Raw genomic sequence first — 18,718 nt, forward strand, 5'->3', positions numbered from 1 at the left:
ACGTGGTCCCACCTGAATCCATTCCGAACTCAGAAGTGAAACACGTTAGCGTCGATGGTAGTGTGGGGTCTCCCCATGTGAGAGTAGAACACCGCCAGGCTCCTAATTGAAACGAAAAAGGTCGACCATGAAGGTCGGCCTTTTTTCGTTTAAGTAAAACTGAAAGTTCTACTTCGCGGTCGTCCGTTCCCGAAGGGGGCCCCCAGTCTTCGCCAGAGGCGAAGCCGCTCCGAACGGAGCAAGCAAAACAATTTGCTTGCTTGAAACCGTTCTCCGCCCCCATGTGAGAGTAGAACACCGCCAGGCTCCTAATTCGAAAAACAATGAACCCAGCGAAAGCTGGGTTCTTTGCTTTTAGGACTGGTACTGCCGTACCACTCCTATGAAGACCCAACCATCGAGGGTCATATCCATTACGCGCTTCGAACAGCGTCCTTGAGTGATACGTCCCTGTAGCGGGCATCCAGCTGTAGGGTAGTGATAGTTTTTAAATTAATCTGAAACGAGAAAATTACCCTCTAGCCCTTTTTCAATAAGGGATTCGGCCAATTTTTATCAGAACGCAGTTTTATAATAGGTTTTGAAATATTTTGGCACTCTTCGAGTTTTTACTAGTAAGAAAGTGGGGGTTTAGTGGTAAAAAAGTTATCTCAAATTACTACTAATTAGCACCGGCTAAACTTCCAAATAACAGTAGATATGGCCCGTTGATAAGTTCGGTACCGGATACCAGGAAAGCAGACTCAACGTAATTCAGTTCGCCTTGCCCAGCTATAGTCACTGTAAAAGCCAAGTACCCATTTTCACCTTGTTTAGCGTAAATCAGGCTTTGGGTTGATTGGTTGTATAACACTGCATCTGGGTTCCGCAGTATGGCCGGGATCTGGTTTATAGATGAAAGCGCGATACTCTGGCCAGCCGCACCATTTAGCATTTCGGCAATGCTTTGGTCGCGAATAGCGATCGCAGCGTTCGTTGGATACCTAAGTTCGTCGGCCAGCTCGTTGATAACGATGTTATTAACGTAACCAACACCAATAGCGCCGCTATCTATATCTGTTTTACCTTTTACCACCTGGTAAGCTACTTTATTTGAAAAGCGTTTAAACGGGTTTTCAAAGTGGTTTAAATCAATGTTATTAAGTGCCGCCTGCCTTAAATCGGCTGGCACTTCCATCAACTGCTGGCCAAATGCCTTTTCCGGGCCCAGCCATTCCATCCCAACGTTATAATCCCAACTAAATCCGATGCCATCATATTCTCGGGTCACTTCACCTGTTTCAGGATCCAGAGTGTCCGACTGGCGAGGCATTTCAACCGTTGATTCGGTTAGACCTTCCTCTTCCATATCATCCTGAGAAAGTGATCTCACGCCACAACGGCATAGCCAGTCATTTGGTGGGTAGATTAGCCGCCATATTAGGTGATCAATACGGATGACCTTAAGGTGCCACTTCATATGTGACTGCCGCACCCGTTCGTCGCCAACAGTAAGGTATTGCAGATACGGCCGGTACTCACGCATTCGCCATAGCTGTTCCCATTTTCCTGCCATATAGGCAGTAATCTTGTTGGTTTGGAATATAACGCGGGTGCGCCAGCCCCGTTTACCGTTGTATGACCAGCCGTGTTTATCGACTATGCGATCAAACTCTTTTCTGAAGTCGTTTAGGGTACCGCCAGATTCAATCACTTGGTTAACTGCATTATAAAAGTCAGTAGCGATGGCAAGCTTTGCCGCCCCGGCAACAGTAAACGCTTTTGAATGAACAGGGCCTACCAAATCCCGCCATTGGCGGGATGGTATTACGAGTTTGTTCTGGAAGAATTTAATGGCTTCCGTAAATGGCAAACCATCGACTTTTATATCAGCCATTCAATCAATTCTGCTGCTTTAATGAGAGTGTATTGAGGTCGTCGAACGCGATGCGGAAGCCTGCTGCATTTTTATGTCCACCGCCACCAAAAAAGCCAGCTATAACCGAAACATCAACACCGCCATCTTGCGAACGTAGGCTGTATGTCCTGCCTTTACTTGTTTCATAATAACAAGCAGCAAAGGGTTCATCTTTGCTCATTATGTTGCCAGCTTCGCTGCTAAAAAAATAAGGGGCGTTAAGCACTGGTACATCATAGCCAGCAATGACGGTTCTATGTGCAGCTGACCTGATAAGTTCGTTGACATCCTTCATATGCTTTCGCATAAGCGCTACACCTTCTTCATATAACGATTCGGTTGAGCGCTCTAATATGAGTTCATCCCATAGTGCAAAGTCATAAGGATAACTAAAAACAGCAGCTTGTATCTCTTTAGTACCAGGTAGCTCAAAACGCCATAGGTCTCGGTCTTGAATATGTTTGATTAGATCAGGTGCTGGTTCATCATGAAAGAAATCCCAAGCCAACATGGCACCAGAACGCTCCATATCAAACAAAGTACCAACTAAAGGTTTGTTTTGTGAAGCGCACCAGCGGCCTAACTCGATGAAAAAGCCATCATAGCCAAATACTTCTTTAACAGGCTCTAACCCCTTTAAATCTTCCTGAGCCGATTTATGGTGATCGAGTATCAGGATACTGTTTGCCTTAAATGACAGTTCTTGCAGTACATCGAGTTTATAGCTGAAATCAACAAGGATAACGTCACGGCCTGTAACGTCAGGGGCTTCATGTCCGTAATGGCCTGCATGAAATTCGACGTCATTACCCAAGGCATGACGTACGGCCCAGGCTGCACCGAATCCATCTGCACAGTTCCCATGATAGATACATAGCTTTTTCATTTTAACTCACCTTATATTTAACTTTCACTTACCATGCCGCGCCCAAAGTCACCTTCCAGCTCCTGAGTAACTACGTTACGTAGTGCTTCGGTATCGAGGTCGGCGTATGAACTTACAATATTGGCTAATACCTCTTCTAAGGTATCGCCGCTATCGATTGCCTGTTTTACCTGGTTAATGATCTGCTCTATGGCAATATCCTGCTCTGTCCATTCGTCCTCGGCTTTTGAGAATTGAGCCTGTTCACCAGGTGTATTTTCGCGCTGTTGATTGCCGGTAAATACAACGTCCTCGCCATCGGTGGGTTCAGATAGTTCCAGGCGTTTATAAATGTCTTCACGGCGAACAGGTACCAGCGTGCTGGCCTGCTTAAAGAAGTTAACATCGCCGGTATTCAGCTCTTTTTTGTCAACATACTTATATTTAGGCGCTTCAACGTTGGGTCCAAAATTCACCTCTGTGATCATCTTGAACAATTCGTTGTAGGTATCGGCCACCAGGGTACGGTCTGCTTTTAGGTTTTCTACCGTGCGCTGCGCATGCGTTTCGGCGGCAGCCCGGCTCCCACCGTCGATAATTTCCGTACTCAAGCTCTGGCTGGTAAGGGCCTTACTCATTTCGCGGTTACATAGGTTGACCAGTCGTTCCTGGGGCAGCTCACCGCTTGTTTTAGTCTCTAACAATGATAGGTCTACATCTTCGGGTATTGCGGCTACAGCATCCTCAAGCATGCTCTGCAGCCGTTCCACCAGTGCTGCAATGCCTTTATCGTCGGTACCTTGCGGGTATTTACCAATAGGCCATGGCACCCCGTACTTTTCGCAGAATTTAACGAAAAACTTCATGCCGCCGTTTTTGAACATCCACGGCCAAAAGCAGCAGCTTAATAACGCCAAACCATAGGGGTTTTGTCGGGTGGGCATATGACGCGTTACCAGCCAGCGATAGGGTTCTGGTGGTTCACCCTCTGGTTGCCGAATGGTGCGTATCAGTAGTTCTCCATCGGCATTAAAGGCATATGATTCAGTACTGATATCGAATAGCTTTTCCGGTACCAATTTGCCGTCTAATACTTGCCATTTTACATGGTGAACGCGTCGACCAACGAGCGGTGCCAGACCAATTGACCAGGTAATATCCGGCCAGCGCATGGCGCTGTTGGGTTGCCGGGTAAATATATTTTCACATAACTCCCTGGCAGCATCTGCCTGGGGGCTGTCATCACCGGCTTTTATCTCGTGTTTAAAACCCAGTAAACCCGCTCGCAGTGGGCGCACTTCGCCAATTACATGGGCGTCTGCCAGTATTTCGTTATACACGGCATAATCAATACCAGCTTTACGCAGAATAACGTCTGGGTCGGGTAGCTCGTTAAGCAAGTCAACCAGCTGCCGATCCAACAGGTTGTCTATAACCTCAGTGCCAGTCAGTGCGTTTTTTTTATTTATGACTTTATCCGCCATGTCCATACCCTCTCAAATCTGTTGTGCCCCGGCGCTTGGCGGTGCCTACTTTGGGGAGCCCGCCTGCACCGCTTACTGCCAGCATCCACAGCATGTGCAAACAATCCGGGCCATCATCGTGATCCGCTTCTGGCCAGTGGCGCAGTTGGTCATACAGCACGGTTTGAGAGCTGTGCAGCAATATCTCACCGTTAGTTATATAGGGCTCCAGGCTTTCAATACGCAGCTCTTTGTCTGTATTTGGCACAATGGCTCTGGTAGGTACAGCGATGCCTTTTTCTTTGCCTCGTTCTATTAGCCTGGTACGCATAAATTCCTGAAACTGCACCGCCTCTATGCCCCATACCATGCAGTTGTACTCGCGGTGGAACTTAATAATGTCCTCAATAATGAGGTTAGGAATACGCCGTTTAATGCTGGCTTCTACAACGTGTAAGTTGCCTTTTTGCCTGTCGTACCCGCCTACCAGTATGGCGCTGGGGTCGCGCTTTTTGTTCTTTTTACCCAATGAGGGATCGCACGCCCCGTAATACACCCAGCGGTCGGCCATGTGTACCCAGAATTTGATACCGGTAAAGGTGGCTTCTTCTTCGTTGGTGGGGTCGTTTTGAAACTCGCAGTCAAAGGCATGTTTGTCGTCGGCGCGTTCCATCATCAGGAATAGCAATGGCCGCTTTTCGGGCCAGCTCACTATTGCGCCTTCATCCATTGCTTTCTTGCGCTGCAGGTAGAATTGCTCTGCAGCGTCTTCGCCATCGTTGCGAAGGATTTCTTCCCATTTTTCCCACAAATCCATGTCTACGGGCCAGCGGATAATCGACTGGAATTTGGCGTGTTTAAAACTGGGGAGCTTTATTGTTCTGGCCAGTACTGAGTCATAGTGCAGCATGGTGCCGATATACATGATCTTCAATGAGCCATCAGGCGGCCCCAGCTTAAATACTGCTTTTTTAAGCCATTTAAATATCTTGTCACGCTGTTCAGGGCTTTTTACGTTTTCATCGTTTTCGATGTCGTCAAGCTTTACCCGGTCTGGCCGGTATGCCCCATGGCGAATACCCCGTATTTTTTGCCCAGCACCAAAGGCAGTTACTTTTATGTTGTTGCGAGTTACCATTACCCCTGCACGCCACACTGGCCCTTGGCCTGCTATGTCAGGATAGTCCTGGGCTAGTCTGGGGTTGGTATCCAACTCGGCTTTTATGGCCTCCAGCATGGGCGCTGCCTGCGTTTCAAACGCATCCATAATAATTACAGTGTTATGGGTTTTTTCGGTGATGATTTCCCATAGGGTATGCAGTTGGGTAGCTATAGTAGATTTAGCCTCACCACGCGGGGCTATAATGGCCTCACGTACGCCTTTTACCGTGGCTGATATCTCCGGCAGGCGCTTGAATAAATGCTTGTGTAATGCCGACTCCGTGTCATCAATATAGTGCGGAAAATAGGTTTTACAGAAGAACTTAAAGCCCGTAACCGGATCACGGGTTTTGCGGTTACGTTCGGCCCTGGCATCTTCGTCTGCGGCGAAGCCCTCCACCTCATTTTCAATCTGCAGGCGTATTTCATCCCCCAGTTGAGTAAGTACCTTTAAAAACTCATTTACCGAGGTTTTAGCCATAGGTTTTACTTACCTCACGGCCAAAGGGCTCCAGGATTTCTAAGAATACATGGGCATGCTGTGGGTAGTCGTTGCGGATAAAGGTGCTTAGCAGTTGCAGCAGCTCCATCGCAAAGCCGATTTTATCGAAGTTGTTGCTGGTACCCAGAAACTTACTCACCTTACTCATTGAGTCTGCCCACTTAGACATCAAATCCACCATGTCCTGGGGCTTTAGCTGTTCGGTTTGCTCGATGGACTCAAAGATACGCTCGCTTTGAATATAAAAGCGCTCCAGTACCTGGTTAAGCAACTCCTTCTTACCGCCCTGGGAAAGTAACAATGCATTGCGCGCGGTGTCCCAGTCGTCACCCTCTTTTTTTGCCCGGGCCTTCCAATTACGCGCCGTGCCATAGCTCACACCATGCATTGAGGCAGCAACTGTTAGGTCCTGCTGTTCATTCACATAGGAGCTACGTACCGCTAACTGGGTTTTGGATGAATGCGCCATTAACCGCTAATGCCCTTTTTAATCGCATCAATACTTATCGCCACAAATGCAGCCACCGTTGCTGATATCCCTGCACTGTGGGTTTCCTGCTTGCGCAAACGGGTGTCTAACCCCCGCTGGTGCTCCCACTGGTTTTTATTGTCTTCTTTCAGGCCATCCAGCTTGGCGTCTATTTCACCCAGTTTGGTAAATAGTGCCTGTTTTGTTACGTCATCCATTAGCGTTCTCTCTCACTGGCGTCCATTGATCCGCCAAAATAAAAACCAGTCACTTCTTTTCTTTCGTCAAACAGCGATTTAATTGCCATGCCAAGTACATTGCTAACAGCCGCAAGCAAAGCCGCATCGTGGCGAAAAAAGTGCAGCACCACGCAGTTAATGATCACCAAAGCCACAATGAACGGGAGGTTAAAGCGCATAACGCGCTCGGCTATTTTATCGGCTTGCTGGGGGTGAATACGGTAGGTTTGCCTGGCGTCTTTGCGGTCTTCATAGGCTGCTAGCTTTAGCACGTGCTCGTTTTGCAATAGCTGTCTTTTCAGTTCGCCAGCATAAACAAGATTAGTGGAAACGGTGTTTAATGCTTCGTCGGGCGTGTCTTTGCCGGTTACTTGTTTAGCCAGGTCAATTACCTTGTTGGCAACCTTACCCGTTACCGTGCCGCTGATTTTTTCTTTTAGCCAATCATCAACACCCGCCGCTTTGGCGAGAGCTAACGCAATGGTTACAGGTTCCATACGTTTTCCTCGGTGAGTTCAAAGTGGGGGTAGTCTCTGAATTTATGGTCAAGTGTGCGGCCATCGCTGTCCCAATCGCCGCCCCAAATAACCTGGTGTGTAATATCGCCAGCAATGTAAAGTCGCTTGGCCGTTACTAGTACCGCGCCTGCAAAGGCAGCAAACGCTGATAAGTCGTTCCAGTCGGTGTTTTTAAGCTCTGCAAAGTACGGCCCCATATCAATGGCCATGCTGGGGTACTGGTTATGTTTTGATAGTGGCCAGCGTAGCTCTGATTTGCCATCGGCTACCGCTTTGTTCTGTGCGTATTCGCCCCGGTGCCCTTCAAAAATACTGAAATCGATAAAGTTAATCAGCTCCAGGCAAATCACCATCCAGTCGCGGTGGCACGTCATTAGCTCCTCATAGGAATTACTGCTAAAGCTATACATTAGAGCCTCTCAGCGCGTTTTTTAAATCCTGGCAATGCTGAAGGGCCACAGAGGGTAAAACCGTTTTAGGTTTGGTTTTAAGACTTTCTGGGAGCGGGGCGAATTTATAGGTATGGTGGTAGTCAGCCGGGCGCTTTTTATTGCGGTTCATGGCTTCTTTGCGTTGCTGACTGGTGCGAACCATTGATACCGTGCTGCGCAACAAATTACGCAAGTGATGCGGGCATGTGTTGGCCAGCTCGTTCCTGCGTGCTTTGTCTTTGGCGCGGCATATTTTCACCGCTAACGAAATAAGGTCTGTGGCTTTCATAACCACAGCATGCAGCATCTATTTAGGGGCTATATCCCGAAGCTTTTTCCGTGGATATAAATGCGGGGAGGCGTTGTTATCGTGGGCTAAAAACCCGCGAATTTCAACTGTTGATTTTCTTGTGTGTCGCGGTCGACCGGATCGCCGCTGTTAATAATTTTTTGAATTTGATAGCGGGTTAGCTGGTATTTTTGAATTAGTTCACGCATGGTGAGGTTTTTAGAGTCTTCGCGTATTTCGTCGTTACGCAGGCGCTTTTCTACATAGTTGATTACCGGTAACTCAAACTCCTGGTTAGGCCACAACTGAGACAACGCGCGGTGTACCTCAATGCCTAACTTTTTACTGGCAGCGTGGGCTACTGTGGGGCTTTCGCTAATGTAAAAACTCTGACCACCATACTGCTGTAACAACTTATACGCGGCTTCCGGGCCAATAGCGCGTGCAATGATTTTGCCTGAGTTACTGAAGTGATCGAGAGTTAATTTCATTTGATTCGCCCTGTGCTGATGTTCTCCCGCGCGCACCATTGCTTAAGGGCTTCTACGATGTTTTGTAGCTGGCCCCGCTGTGCGCGGTAAAACGGTTTGCCCTGAGTAAAGCGCTTGCAGAATGTTTCCATTGCTGCCTTGCCTGGTGTTTTCAAGCAGTCTTCTTCTCCTAATCGCATCCATAAGAACTGAATGGTGCGGATCAGCTTTGCGTTTTGGTTATTGGGCTCCCAGCCCAGCCGTTTAAACTCGTTTAAAACCGCCTTAATCTCGGTTTTAGTCAGTTCGGTGCTGCTGGCTTTACCAGCAATGCGCTGCAGCAAGCCCTGGTAAGTTTCCTGATCCATATTCAGCTTAACCTGGGCAGCTTTTATCTGGCGGCGTAGTGGTTCAGTCATTGTGCTTCCATTTGTTATGAACAACCTCGGCGTTATCAATGCATGGGTTATCTTTTTCCATGCAGTTATAGCCACATAGTTGAACGTCAACCCAATCGGTAATGTCCTTATCTAATGCATGATCGGGAACTTCGACATAAAGAGTTACTTCTATTTCCTTTGCCATTACACGGCCTCCTTTTGTTCAGCGCGGTCTTTTACAAATCGATACACATCACCCAATTCATAAATATCCTGGTTACTGAATCCGGCCATCTGCAGCTCCTGGAAGTTCAGTGTGTCGAGTAAGCGAAAAAGCAAAGCGGTACCTTTGTCGGTCAGCCCAGTAGCAACAGGCAAGCCTGGTTGCACGTCTGCAGTTTTTTTTGGTTTTACAGGTACTTCTGGCTGTTTGGGAGCTGCTTTTACGCTATCGGCTTGGCGGGAGGGCTTCTTGGGTTCAGTTGGTGGCTTAGCAGTGGTCACCGGTGGTGCCATTACATTGCCTGCACCACGCTTATAGCGTTCTGCTCTTGTTTTTGCCGTTGGATGGATCTGCATTTTTTCTGCCCGGGCTTTTTCGATACCGGCTTCTGTCAGGGTGTAAACCCCGTTCTCCAATAACAGCACTAAACCTTCAGTGCGTAGTTCACGCAGCAGGTTACCCAGTTCGTACTTTTCAATACCCGTGGCCTCGTGCAGCTGCTTAGGAAAAATCAGCTTTTTGGCGCTGGCCAGTGCTGCCAATATCTGATCTTTTTTACTGATTGGTGATGTAGGTGCATCGTTAAACATGGTTTGCCTCGCAAATTTAGTTAATGTCGGAATAACTCAAGCCAAGCTCCCTGGCTAACTGCACGTCTTCCCATTTACGGCGATTCTTACACTGCTTTTTTTGATCCTCGGTCACTCGTGTGCTGGGTACCGTAGTGTTTTCGCTGTAACGGTCTTTTGCGCTTTTAATGACAAAGTGCCCTGGTTTCATGGTGTACCTCCGCTGGTTATTGCACTCGGCCAATACTGGCCGGAATGGTTTCTTTTGTTTCCAGGCGATCGGCGGTATCTCTGAGTGCTGCGATACCGCTTTCACGATGAATGTTGCTGATATAATCAGATACAGGGGTATTCTGATTAAACGGCGTTACCACCAGAAAGAACCCCATATCCTCGCCGTAGATGCGGCGCAGCTTTTTGGTTAAAAGCTTTGCCACATCCCGCAGTTCACGTTCTTGCTGCAACGTTGCCATTAATGGCCTCCACTACTTCATTACAGTGCGTTTCAACTGCTTCAGCCACATCAACGGCTGAGTTACCAACCAACACAGTCATACCGTTATCCATGACGATTTCAGTACCCACAAAATGTGAATCCCGGCCTTCGCCTTGTATGCCCTTCCAGCACGACACTTTTGAAAGGTCAACGCCTACTGATTTATCTAAGTGGCGGCCATAGCCCCGGAATAATTTGGTTTTCATGCTGCTGCTCCAGTTTGTTTGTTGCCGTGTTTGGCAATAATGTGCTCAACCTGATTTGGCATGTCGCCCACTAACAGCTCTGAGCCATCATCCATGTGTATTAAAGTGCCAACATGGCCTAAGCTCGAAATAAACTCCCAAGACACAATGCGCTCTAAAATAACGCCGGTTTTTAAGTGGGCTTTATTGCCCCAGCCAGTAAATTGATGCGGTGTCATAACTCGATCCTTGGGGGGCGCTAAGCGCCCCGGTTAAATTACGCGTTAACGCTGTCTTTTAAGGTTTTACCCGCTTTAAAAGCAGGTGATTTAGAGGCGGCAATAGTCAGTGGCTCACCAGTTTTTGGGTTACGGCCCTGGCGTTCGCCACGCTCTCTCACTTCAAAGTTGCCAAAGCCAGGCAGGCTCACTTTGCTGCCTGCTGCCAGGGTTTCGGTTACCGTGTCGGTAAACGCATCCAGGGCACGGGCAGCTGCTGCTTTAGAAAGGTCGGCTTTACCTGCGATAGCGTCGATTAATTGTGTTTTGTTCATAGTTACTCTCTTTGGTTTTAGTGGGCCTGTGCCCGGTTTAACGGCGCTGTTGCCAGTGCCAGTGGTGGCGACGGTAACGGAGTGATTTACTCTTCGTCATCGTCGGGATCTTCAATCTTTAACGGAAACTCACCGATTTGATTTTTGGCCAACATCAGGCCAATTTGCATCCCTTTAATGATGTCCGGGTTATCAATCTCGGTATCATTAAGGTGCACTACGTCAGCTTTTTTGGTGTACTGAATCAGCTGGTCGATTTGTGTTAATTTGCTTTCGTAGTGAGCCTCAACACGCAGGATCAGGTTGTACTGCTCCTGGTTTACAGAAACCTTTTCACCGTTGGAAAAATCGAGATTAAGCGGCATCGGGCTGCTCCTCTTTGGCTTCACTCTGGGGAGCAGTTGCAGCGATGCTGCTAAACTGCAGTGGCAAGGCTGTCCAAGAGTCGTCTCTGGGGTTGCGAATGTAAAACCGCAGGTAGGCTTTACTGCCGCTAATAAACAGGCTCTGCATGAGTGCAGACTTGGCACCTACGTATAACGGGTGGTCAATGTCTTTATTCAGCAGATCGATTAAGCGGGAGGTAGAGTACTTACCGTTCTTCGCCGTGGTGGCGATATCGATAAACTTAACCGCATCCGGCCCGGCCTGTTCTTTGAGTACTTCTGAGTACATCGCAAACTTTTGCATAGCTACTTCAATGCTGCTGTCGTGTTCGATGCGATCGTCAACGGCGCGCTGAATTTTGTAGTTACCGTTCACACTTACAAACTGCACGTTGCCCTTAATTTTGGTGAACTTCTTAATGCCGTGTTCTTCCACACAGCGCTTAATGGTTTCTTCAATCATGTTCATAGCAACATACTTAAACTCTGCCATGGCATCGTGCAGGGCTTTGGCTCTGGGAAATATGGCATTTACCAGGGCGTCTTCCTCGCGCTCAAGGTCGGTTAGGTTTTCCAGTTTCACCAGGTCGCCATTGGCGCGCATGGCATAGCCTGGTGGGATCTGAATTTCATCAGTCATAGGTTGTTCCTGTTTGGTTGTTGGTTTGGTTTGTGACATGTGCCCCCCTTTATATGGCTGATGCCTTGCGTGGAATTGCTGGAGGGTGTGCAATACCCATATAGGATTTGGCGATTTTGGCCATTAGCTCGCGGCTAATACCGCCATAGCTGGCGCTGTTCTCGCGGGAATGTTTATCGAGCATCAGCACCTGCTTAATTAAACTCTTGATTAGCTTTCTGGCGCTGCCACCAACCAGGTCAAAGGCATACCGGGCTACCTCGTCGAAGGTTTCGTATTTGGTGATCATGTCTTCGGTGATGTAGGGCTGCATCAGCAGCTTTACGTCTTCTGGCGATATCTTGTTGATGATCTCAGGCCAAAACACTACGCGGCTTTCAATCAGGTCGAAGCGGTTGTCGCCCATGGCAACATTGTTTCGTAGGTCAATGTTTCCGGCCAATACCACCCCGCAGCCGGTAGCATCTGAGATAGAGCGTAATGGATCGGGCGTGTCTTGCTGGCACTTGTCGGCTTCGTCGAGAATGATTAGTCGGCCCGAGTCTTTAAGCTGTTCAACAATGGCGTCGAATTTGTCTTTCTTCCGATGATTCGTTCCAGTTTTTATGCTCAAAGTTTTCAGCAGAGCATTCATAACAGATGTACTATTCATAAAACTGCTACCGCAGATATAAATAGTATTTGGATGCAACTCCCTGTAATGCATCAAGCTTTCAGTTTTACCTACGCCAGGTGAACCAGCCACAATGGAAAACCCCCCATCAACTTTAGCCATGCGGCACGCATGCTGAACAATCATCCATGTGCTGGTTTCAATAAAGTCCCCTGGGCGGTGTTCGCGCTCGGAGTCATCCATGATGGGCAGTATTTTGGCAATCAGGCCATCGGCCTTAACCGCTTGCCGTCCTGCGAGCAAAGTAGAAATATACGCATCACTTACCCCCGCGCAGCGTGCAAGCCAGCGGTTACTGCGTGACGGGCTGGCATTCATCCAGTCGATGATGTTGTGTACGTGGGTAATATCCTGCTCTGTATAGTTGTCGTTAAAGCTGGCAGGTTTTTCAATGGTTTTAGCGGCCATGTGTAGTTTCTCCTGGGTGAATAGATAAAGGGTCGAAGTCGTCGTCTTCCTCGGGTTCTGGGTCCGGTGCGTGGATAACGTTTTGCATCAGGCTGTCAAAATTCAGATCGTCATTTTGTGGGGCCTGGGCAGCCATCAGGTTGTTAAAACTTTCTTCCAACTGGTCGATATCGCTGGCCTGCTCAACATGCAGCGGAATATCGCGCCCGGCTTCCATGCGCTTTTCGTGGATCTTGTTGTTAAGGCGTTTGGTTTGCTCCAGCAGGCGCTTGCGCTGCGCGTCTTCAATACGGCTGGTAGAGATATAATCCTTTTTGGTTTTAAGTGTGGCAGTGGTAAGCCAGCGGCCGTCCATATCGAATAAACGTATGGTGCTATCGTCGTGCAGGTCGTACTCTGCAACGAGCTTTTGCCCTTCATACTGGTAAAGATACTCACTGATGTATTTACGCTTGTGCAGCGTTACCAGAGAGCGAGAAACGGATACTTCTTCGCGAGGTTTAACCAACAAGTTGTGATCAACCACTGGCACGCGTTCTAACTGCGACCATAACTCTGCTGGGGTGGTACCAGGTTCTTCCGGGTGTGGCCGGTTGTGATAGCGGTTTAGCCAGTCGGTGAAGGCTTCGCACCATTCATCAACAGTGGGAATATGGATCTTACCTTCCGCTGCGGCTTTCTCGGCTTTTACCGAGCTGCTGAACAAGCGGCTGGCGTCTGGGCTCATGTCGTAGCCGCAGTACGTATCAAAGTCTTTACCAAAATCGTCTTCCATAGTGCGGAAAAACCGCTCTACGTTTTTGGCTTTGGCGTTACCGGGTAATGCCCAGATTGGCTCAATACCAAATGAGGCATAAAACCCGGATGTTTCGCTATTCATTAGCTTTGATTTAAAGCCACTACCGTTATCGATATGGATCAGCGCCGGTACATGGTTATGGGTGCCCATAGCATGGCTGAGTGCAGCCATGGTGCTAACGCTGGATTCAGCCACGCTTATGTACCAGCCCACAATGTAGCGGCTGCGCACGTCCATAAATACGGTAAGCTCTGCCCGCCACAACTTGCCGGTACGCGGGTGGCGCAGGTATTGGTCGATAGTGTGGCCATCGCCCTGAAACAATACACCAACCGGCAGGTTTTCGGTGGTTCGGGAGATATGCTCGCGCAGGCCATCGTTATATTGTTTACGGCCCATACGCCAGGGCGAACGTTCCTGCAGGTCGGCTGGTAACGTGCTAAAGAAATACCGCACGTTATGCTCTCTGGCGCTTTTAAACCCGTACTTTTCGCGCAGGTCTCGGGCAACCTTGCGAATGCTGGGCTTTTGCGGCTTATGGTATAGCTCCAGCGCTCTGGCTTCCCAGCCATAGTCGTTACGTGCGGTACCACTGTGCTTTGGCAGTAACCCGTTTTTACCCGCATCGTCAAAGGCTTTACACCACAGGCGAATGGTGGCCGGTTTTGGGCCGTTTAATGCGGTATACGCTTTTACCAGGGTTTCGTCGGCATTGTTGTGTTCACACTGTTGTATAACGTGTGCCAGCGCGGCTTGCATGGTCATGGTGGTTGCTGCTTTTTGTACAGCAGTAACTACATGCATACGCTGGTTAGCGATAGAGCGGGCTTTTTCAGTAGCGCGAGTCCACGGATCACACTCGTGAATAACCTGCTCTATAATTTGGTTAAATTGGTGAACAGCCGGGTGCATTACTTACGCCCCCGCTTTTTACGTGGTTTGGTTGCATCGTTGTGCAGTAAAATAATGGTTTGGCGTTTGTCTTCGGCCGCTTCCCATTCTGCCTCACCATAGGTAGGTAACTCCGCATCAACGCCGGTCAGGTCGTCGCCAAAATGTTCTTCCAGGCGGTTAATGGCTACACCAATGTGCTTATAGGGTGCCGCTAAAAAATGATACAGCGCCTGTGCCGCCATTTTAGCCTGCTCATAATCCATGTTTGGGGCAATTAACCGTTCAACCAGGTTAACCGCTTGCAGGCCGTGTTCGTGAAGCTGCTGGCTTACTGATGGCGCTTCCTGGCGGATCATGGCTACCAGGGGCAAAAGGCCATAAATCTTCTCAGGTGCCTTGGTTATTTTTTCGCGATTCATTTCGTTAATCGCGTCGGCGTGCTGTATTTGCAGCTCTTCAAGCTGCTTCTTCAAATTTGCATTCTGGGCTTCAAGTTTGCTTTCGCTTTCAAAGTCCAGGTTCATTTGCTTAACCGCCGTTTTAAGGGCGCGCACGGGCATCTTGCTGAGTTCCTGCAGTTCTTCTGGCTGCAGTGATTTGATCTTCTCTTCTGGTAGGCGGGTTAACTCATTGAGTTGGCTAAAACTGAATGATTCAAGGGTGATGTTTTCATCAATTTCCAAATCGGCGGACGTCCGCCGATTTGAATTGTCATCATCCAAAAGCGAAGACGTATTCGCTTTTAGCCCTGGGCAATTTAAAACTAAATCAGCAACAGAGATTCGCTCACGCGCAGTTCGCTCAGCAATGCCCCTGGCTTTCAATTCCTTTTCAAATTCACCGTGCGGCAACTGCTCCTTCAACGCTTTATAGGCCAAACCCGCTTTAACGTGGTATAGACAGGCATAGACCTCGCTGTTTTCTACAATGGCCCAGAGTTCGCCCTGCTCGGCTGGTAGGGTAAATTCCTCTTCGCCCAGTTTGGTAATCAGCTGGTGCATAATGGTGTTAACGGGTGCTGCAGGCTTAGTCATTGCTTGCCTCCAGCCATACGTCGTACTGTTTTAATGCCGTTTCAAACTCGTTTAAAGGCATGGTAAACAGGGCTTCAATGTCAAAGATGCAAAGGGCTTCTATTCTAAAATCACGTTCACCGCATAACCGTAAAGTTCGGTAAAGGCTAATGTTCTGCCAATTACCTGCACCCTCGCCGCAAATGTTCCAGGCTGCAGATAGCGTGCTGGCGATAGCGTAGTAGCGCTCGTTCATAGCTACGCATTCACGTTTAAAGTTTTCGCTTATCACCTGGCACATTGAGTTGTGCCCGCTAATGATTAAACCGCCCAGAATCACTCTGGCGCATACCCGGCGTGCGGCTTCCAGCTCTTCGTTGTCGAACATCACAGCATGGGGCTGCAGGCAGAACTGCTTAATACAGTCCATGGTTATGCACATGCATGGGGTGTCGTCTAAACCTTGTATGGTAAACGTCATGGCTTATCTCCCTCTTATCATCATTTGCTGAAGAGCTCGCTCTATGTCTCTGGATTCCTTCTGGCGCATTTTGTTGCTCACATCCAGTTCGGCCTTTTGGCGCAGCAGGTCGGCGCGCATATCAGCCGGTTTAAAGCCCAGAGGGTTAAGCATTGCGGTCATCGGTTCTATAGACTGAAGCGCCCAGCAAATGGCTGGCATTACCCAGGCAGGTACACAGTTGTCCTGGCTTGGCGATAGCCACTTGTTTAACTGAATCTTTGTTACTTTTTGGCCGGTATCACGCAGGCATAAGTTAATGCGATCTAAAAATCGGTCCCGGCCCAGGCCGCTGTTGCGCTCGCATTGCTTAATAATTTGAATAACGTCCAGCTCTAAATCCAGGCTGGGCGCGTTTTCGGTGGTAAGCAGATCCAGATCGAGCTGGTCCAGTAAATCGCGTTGGGTCATGCATCACCTCCAACATCAGAGGAAATAAGTCTCCACGCGTTAGCGCCATGCTGGTCGTTTCCACCTATGGTTTCCCAAATCTCACCATTAGCAGTAAAGGCCAGGCAGCCAGGGCAGTAGTCTTGGGGGTGGCGCACTGCATCACGCCAGCCGGTCACATTGCCCATATACGTAATTACCGCGCCGCTTTTGTTCCAGTTGCACACGTGCGACTCGCGCCACGCATTGGCAACTTGCTTACTGCAGTTAATTTGCTCTTTAGAATTGAACATGTGTTAAACCTCCACCGGCTTACCGGTAAAAATTCGTAATGGTTTTACCGGTGACGCGGGTACCAGACTCACCTAGCATTAATGTGGTTTTTGAATCTGCGGAGAGAACTTGTGTACCAGGCTTTGGATAAACGCGTTGAGCGACCATTACTAAGCAGCGTTTTAACGCGTCAAGACATTGAGCAACTACAGGCTGAAGCGCGATCGGTTGGGGTGCGTGCACTTCTTTCACGATTGCCGCCTTTACATGCAGTGGAATGGTGCTTATCGGCGTGCCCAGGTACTCATGACACACTGCGTACAATGCCCAATCGGCGTCACTTGGTGTGGTTGGCTCTGGTGATTGCTGCGCTGCGCGCAGAACGCTTACGGGCACAACAAGGGCTTGCTGTTTCAAGAAATATAGAACATCTGGCCGCTGAGCAGCTTGCAAACCTATGTCGGTGGGTACGGGAGTCAAAATGAGAGAGCGAGTTGAGATCATCCTGGTTCCCCTTATGCGCTTAACAGCTGAGCAAGTTCTTGCTTTTTTTGCTCACGCAGCTGGGATTTTGAATGGTGGTAAGGCTTTACATCGTGAAATACATCGAGGAGATCTTTATCGATGGCTTTGCATACCGCTTCGGCAATTTCACGAGAATAGGAGGTTTTGTTGATGACCTGGCCAACAGCAGAGACGCTTTTGCCCAAAATTTCGGCCAGCATTTTGTTTGAGTAACCACGGGCTTTTAATTCCGCTTTAATTTCTTTCGGGGTCATAGTATGTTTACCTTACGTGTAGCGCTTTCAGTGAACCTTGCAGGGATATCTAAAAGCGTTTTGTTAATGTCGATGTTTATAATAGGTTCTAAATATGGAACCTGTCAACACTTTAGGTTTTAAAAATTGAACCTCTTAAAGGCTGAAAGAGAGCGGTTGGGGCTAAAACAGAGTCAAGTGTTTGAACATATTGGAGTTTCTAAAGGAACTTTTATTAGGTGGGAGCAAGATGCTCCTATACCCTCAGACAAGTTGGCTGGGTTAGCTAGTTTGGGTTTTGATATTAATTATGTGGTTACAGGTAAACGTTCGGTTAACACAAAACGAGTAGCCGAAATTGTAGAGCTTATAGAGTCATTATTAGTTGAGCATGGCAGGCATGTTAGCCCCAAAGGTAAAGCCCGAATCATTGCCGGGCTATTGGAATTAGAACAAGAATCACAGCAAGAGGTGAAGGCGTCTAACGTTCTGCCTTTTGTTACAGCAGCAGGTTTTTAGTATGTAATTTTCACGTAGTATGGAGTGAATTATGGATGATTTTGAAAGTAAGGTTACGCAACTCTTTAAAGAGAGTTTTTCGGAAAGTGAGGGAAGCTCTTCAGTCCCTCAAAACGTAACCACATCAGGCACTGGTAATATTGTGTCTATTGGTACTAACCATATCAATGTGACAAACCAGGAAGTGATCGTTAAACCTAATGTGATGCCTGGTAGCCATCACATCACAAGTGATCAGCAATATATCATCAGGCTGTTAGTCGATGACGTTGTTACAGCCGAAAAAGCTTCTAAAAAGAACCCCAGAAACCATGCTGCGGTTTGGACGGCCCTTAAGCGAAAGTTTAAATTCTCCTCATACAAATTCATCGAGCAGGAAAAGTTTCCAGAAGTCGAAAGCTACTTACGCCAGACGATAGGTAGATTAAAGCGTGCAAAATCAGCTCGCGGATTTTCATCATGGCGTAAGAGCCGCTACAGTTTCATTTATGCCCGCTTAAAAAAATTAGATCGGGTTGATGACAAAGATTGGTATCTGGAATTTAGTTTTGGTTGCAATTCGTTAACTGAATTAACCGATGACCAACTTCAACAAACTTATGACTGGGTTGCTTCGCTCAAGAAATAAGGCTCTGTAGCCAAGGAGGGCATATGAATTACAAAAAATCTATTTTCGCTTTAATCGCACTTTTAGCTTCGAATGTAATGCCATTCACTAACGGTACGAAACCCCCA

30 protein-coding genes and 1 rRNA gene are annotated in these 18,718 nt (G+C 48.2%); 3 read left to right on the top strand and 28 right to left on the bottom strand.

The features are described from left to right. Positions 1-100, top strand: a 5S ribosomal RNA gene (gene rrf / locus C6Y40_RS03625); the annotation flags it as partial. A 561-nt stretch (positions 101-661) separates the two neighbouring features. On the opposite strand, the gene C6Y40_RS03630 is transcribed toward rrf, so the two are convergent. From C6Y40_RS03630 to C6Y40_RS03755, 28 genes are all read right to left on the bottom strand, one after another. Further along, positions 662-1,876, bottom strand: coding sequence for a phage minor head protein (locus C6Y40_RS03630; RefSeq protein WP_105933384.1), 1,215 nt, complete (start codon positions 1,874-1,876; stop codon positions 662-664). Between the two features lie 4 nt (positions 1,877-1,880). Beyond that, positions 1,881-2,783, bottom strand: a complete 903-nt coding sequence (locus tag C6Y40_RS03635) for a DHH family phosphoesterase (protein ID WP_105933385.1) — start codon at positions 2,781-2,783, stop codon at positions 1,881-1,883. Between the two features lie 17 nt (positions 2,784-2,800). Then, complete coding sequence (locus C6Y40_RS03640; RefSeq protein WP_170308398.1) at positions 2,801-4,246, bottom strand: phage portal protein family protein; 1,446 nt, start codon at positions 4,244-4,246, stop codon at positions 2,801-2,803. After that, positions 4,236-5,867, bottom strand: coding sequence for a phage terminase large subunit (gene terL, locus C6Y40_RS03645; RefSeq protein ID WP_105933387.1), 1,632 nt, complete (start codon positions 5,865-5,867; stop codon positions 4,236-4,238). Before terL ends, C6Y40_RS03640 begins: the two co-directional genes overlap by 11 nt. Continuing rightward, entirely contained in the window at positions 5,860-6,357 is a 498-nt protein-coding gene (locus C6Y40_RS03650) for a DUF1804 family protein (RefSeq protein WP_105933388.1), read from the bottom strand. Before C6Y40_RS03650 ends, terL begins: the two co-directional genes overlap by 8 nt. Next, positions 6,357-6,575 (bottom strand): hypothetical protein, encoded by a 219-nt coding sequence (locus tag C6Y40_RS03655; RefSeq protein ID WP_105933389.1) that lies wholly within the window; start codon positions 6,573-6,575, stop codon positions 6,357-6,359. Before C6Y40_RS03655 ends, C6Y40_RS03650 begins: the two co-directional genes overlap by 1 nt. Beyond that, positions 6,575-7,093 carry a hypothetical protein gene (locus C6Y40_RS03660; protein ID WP_105933390.1) on the bottom strand — a complete coding sequence of 173 codons (519 nt, stop codon included), beginning with the start codon at positions 7,091-7,093 and terminating at the stop codon, positions 6,575-6,577. The genes C6Y40_RS03655 and C6Y40_RS03660 overlap by 1 nt, the downstream gene beginning before the upstream one ends. Then, positions 7,081-7,488, bottom strand: a complete 408-nt coding sequence (locus C6Y40_RS03665) for a M15 family metallopeptidase domain-containing protein (RefSeq protein ID WP_146129485.1) — start codon at positions 7,486-7,488, stop codon at positions 7,081-7,083. Before C6Y40_RS03665 ends, C6Y40_RS03660 begins: the two co-directional genes overlap by 13 nt. A gap of 28 nt (positions 7,489-7,516) precedes the next feature. Continuing rightward, positions 7,517-7,834, bottom strand: a complete 318-nt coding sequence (locus tag C6Y40_RS03670; RefSeq protein ID WP_146129486.1) for a hypothetical protein — start codon at positions 7,832-7,834, stop codon at positions 7,517-7,519. A gap of 86 nt (positions 7,835-7,920) precedes the next feature. Beyond that, complete coding sequence (locus C6Y40_RS03675) at positions 7,921-8,325, bottom strand: Mor transcription activator family protein (RefSeq protein ID WP_170308399.1); 405 nt, start codon at positions 8,323-8,325, stop codon at positions 7,921-7,923. Continuing rightward, a complete protein-coding gene (locus tag C6Y40_RS03680) occupies positions 8,322-8,723 on the bottom strand; it encodes a regulatory protein GemA (RefSeq protein WP_105933394.1) in 402 nt (133 codons plus the stop codon). Before C6Y40_RS03680 ends, C6Y40_RS03675 begins: the two co-directional genes overlap by 4 nt. Continuing rightward, complete coding sequence (locus C6Y40_RS24670) at positions 8,716-8,889, bottom strand: hypothetical protein (RefSeq protein ID WP_170308400.1); 174 nt, start codon at positions 8,887-8,889, stop codon at positions 8,716-8,718. The genes C6Y40_RS03680 and C6Y40_RS24670 overlap by 8 nt, the downstream gene beginning before the upstream one ends. Further along, entirely contained in the window at positions 8,889-9,497 is a 609-nt protein-coding gene (locus C6Y40_RS03685) for a hypothetical protein (protein WP_105933395.1), read from the bottom strand. Before C6Y40_RS03685 ends, C6Y40_RS24670 begins: the two co-directional genes overlap by 1 nt. A gap of 16 nt (positions 9,498-9,513) precedes the next feature. Further along, a complete protein-coding gene (locus tag C6Y40_RS24675; RefSeq protein ID WP_170308401.1) occupies positions 9,514-9,687 on the bottom strand; it encodes a hypothetical protein in 174 nt (57 codons plus the stop codon). Positions 9,688-9,703: 16 nt separating this feature from the next. Continuing rightward, entirely contained in the window at positions 9,704-9,949 is a 246-nt protein-coding gene (locus tag C6Y40_RS03690) for a hypothetical protein (protein ID WP_105933396.1), read from the bottom strand. Continuing rightward, positions 9,924-10,178 carry a hypothetical protein gene (locus tag C6Y40_RS03695; RefSeq protein ID WP_105933397.1) on the bottom strand — a complete coding sequence of 85 codons (255 nt, stop codon included), beginning with the start codon at positions 10,176-10,178 and terminating at the stop codon, positions 9,924-9,926. Before C6Y40_RS03695 ends, C6Y40_RS03690 begins: the two co-directional genes overlap by 26 nt. After that, positions 10,175-10,396 carry a hypothetical protein gene (locus tag C6Y40_RS03700; protein ID WP_105933398.1) on the bottom strand — a complete coding sequence of 74 codons (222 nt, stop codon included), beginning with the start codon at positions 10,394-10,396 and terminating at the stop codon, positions 10,175-10,177. The genes C6Y40_RS03695 and C6Y40_RS03700 overlap by 4 nt, the downstream gene beginning before the upstream one ends. Before the next feature lie 38 nt (positions 10,397-10,434). Next, positions 10,435-10,710 (bottom strand): HU family DNA-binding protein, encoded by a 276-nt coding sequence (locus tag C6Y40_RS03705; protein WP_105933399.1) that lies wholly within the window; start codon positions 10,708-10,710, stop codon positions 10,435-10,437. Between the two features lie 86 nt (positions 10,711-10,796). Further along, positions 10,797-11,075: a hypothetical protein gene (locus tag C6Y40_RS03710; RefSeq protein WP_105933400.1), complete on the bottom strand. Its 279-nt coding sequence runs from the start codon at positions 11,073-11,075 to the stop codon at positions 10,797-10,799. Then, positions 11,065-11,775 (bottom strand): DUF3164 family protein, encoded by a 711-nt coding sequence (locus C6Y40_RS03715; protein ID WP_105933401.1) that lies wholly within the window; start codon positions 11,773-11,775, stop codon positions 11,065-11,067. The genes C6Y40_RS03710 and C6Y40_RS03715 overlap by 11 nt, the downstream gene beginning before the upstream one ends. A gap of 10 nt (positions 11,776-11,785) precedes the next feature. Next, positions 11,786-12,817: an AAA family ATPase gene (locus tag C6Y40_RS03720; protein WP_105933402.1), complete on the bottom strand. Its 1,032-nt coding sequence runs from the start codon at positions 12,815-12,817 to the stop codon at positions 11,786-11,788. Beyond that, positions 12,807-14,528, bottom strand: coding sequence for a Mu transposase C-terminal domain-containing protein (locus C6Y40_RS03725; protein WP_105933403.1), 1,722 nt, complete (start codon positions 14,526-14,528; stop codon positions 12,807-12,809). Before C6Y40_RS03725 ends, C6Y40_RS03720 begins: the two co-directional genes overlap by 11 nt. Continuing rightward, positions 14,528-15,544, bottom strand: a complete 1,017-nt coding sequence (locus C6Y40_RS03730) for a hypothetical protein (protein WP_105933404.1) — start codon at positions 15,542-15,544, stop codon at positions 14,528-14,530. Before C6Y40_RS03730 ends, C6Y40_RS03725 begins: the two co-directional genes overlap by 1 nt. Then, on the bottom strand, positions 15,537-16,004 hold the full coding sequence (locus C6Y40_RS03735; RefSeq protein ID WP_146129487.1) for a hypothetical protein: 468 nt from the start codon (positions 16,002-16,004) through the stop codon (positions 15,537-15,539). Before C6Y40_RS03735 ends, C6Y40_RS03730 begins: the two co-directional genes overlap by 8 nt. A gap of 3 nt (positions 16,005-16,007) precedes the next feature. Beyond that, positions 16,008-16,454, bottom strand: coding sequence for a hypothetical protein (locus C6Y40_RS03740; RefSeq protein ID WP_105933406.1), 447 nt, complete (start codon positions 16,452-16,454; stop codon positions 16,008-16,010). Then, positions 16,451-16,726, bottom strand: coding sequence for a hypothetical protein (locus tag C6Y40_RS03745; protein WP_105933407.1), 276 nt, complete (start codon positions 16,724-16,726; stop codon positions 16,451-16,453). The genes C6Y40_RS03740 and C6Y40_RS03745 overlap by 4 nt, the downstream gene beginning before the upstream one ends. Positions 16,727-16,745: 19 nt before the next feature. Continuing rightward, positions 16,746-17,210 carry a hypothetical protein gene (locus tag C6Y40_RS03750; RefSeq protein ID WP_105933408.1) on the bottom strand — a complete coding sequence of 155 codons (465 nt, stop codon included), beginning with the start codon at positions 17,208-17,210 and terminating at the stop codon, positions 16,746-16,748. An 11-nt stretch (positions 17,211-17,221) separates the two neighbouring features. Continuing rightward, positions 17,222-17,485, bottom strand: coding sequence for a helix-turn-helix domain-containing protein (locus C6Y40_RS03755; RefSeq protein ID WP_105933409.1), 264 nt, complete (start codon positions 17,483-17,485; stop codon positions 17,222-17,224). Between the two features lie 126 nt (positions 17,486-17,611). Between C6Y40_RS03755 and C6Y40_RS03760 the strand changes: the two genes are divergently transcribed. Then, positions 17,612-17,983 (top strand): helix-turn-helix domain-containing protein, encoded by a 372-nt coding sequence (locus C6Y40_RS03760; protein ID WP_105933410.1) that lies wholly within the window; start codon positions 17,612-17,614, stop codon positions 17,981-17,983. A 31-nt stretch (positions 17,984-18,014) separates the two neighbouring features. Further along, the gene (locus C6Y40_RS03765) at positions 18,015-18,611 is read left to right on the top strand and encodes a hypothetical protein (protein ID WP_105933411.1); all 597 of its coding nucleotides are present in this window, start codon (positions 18,015-18,017) and stop codon (positions 18,609-18,611) included. The last annotated feature ends 107 nt before the right edge of the window (positions 18,612-18,718 follow it).

The sequence above is a fragment of the Marisediminitalea alba genome (assembly GCF_002993365.1).
GTDB classification, from domain to species: domain Bacteria; phylum Pseudomonadota; class Gammaproteobacteria; order Enterobacterales; family Alteromonadaceae; genus Alteromonas; species Alteromonas alba.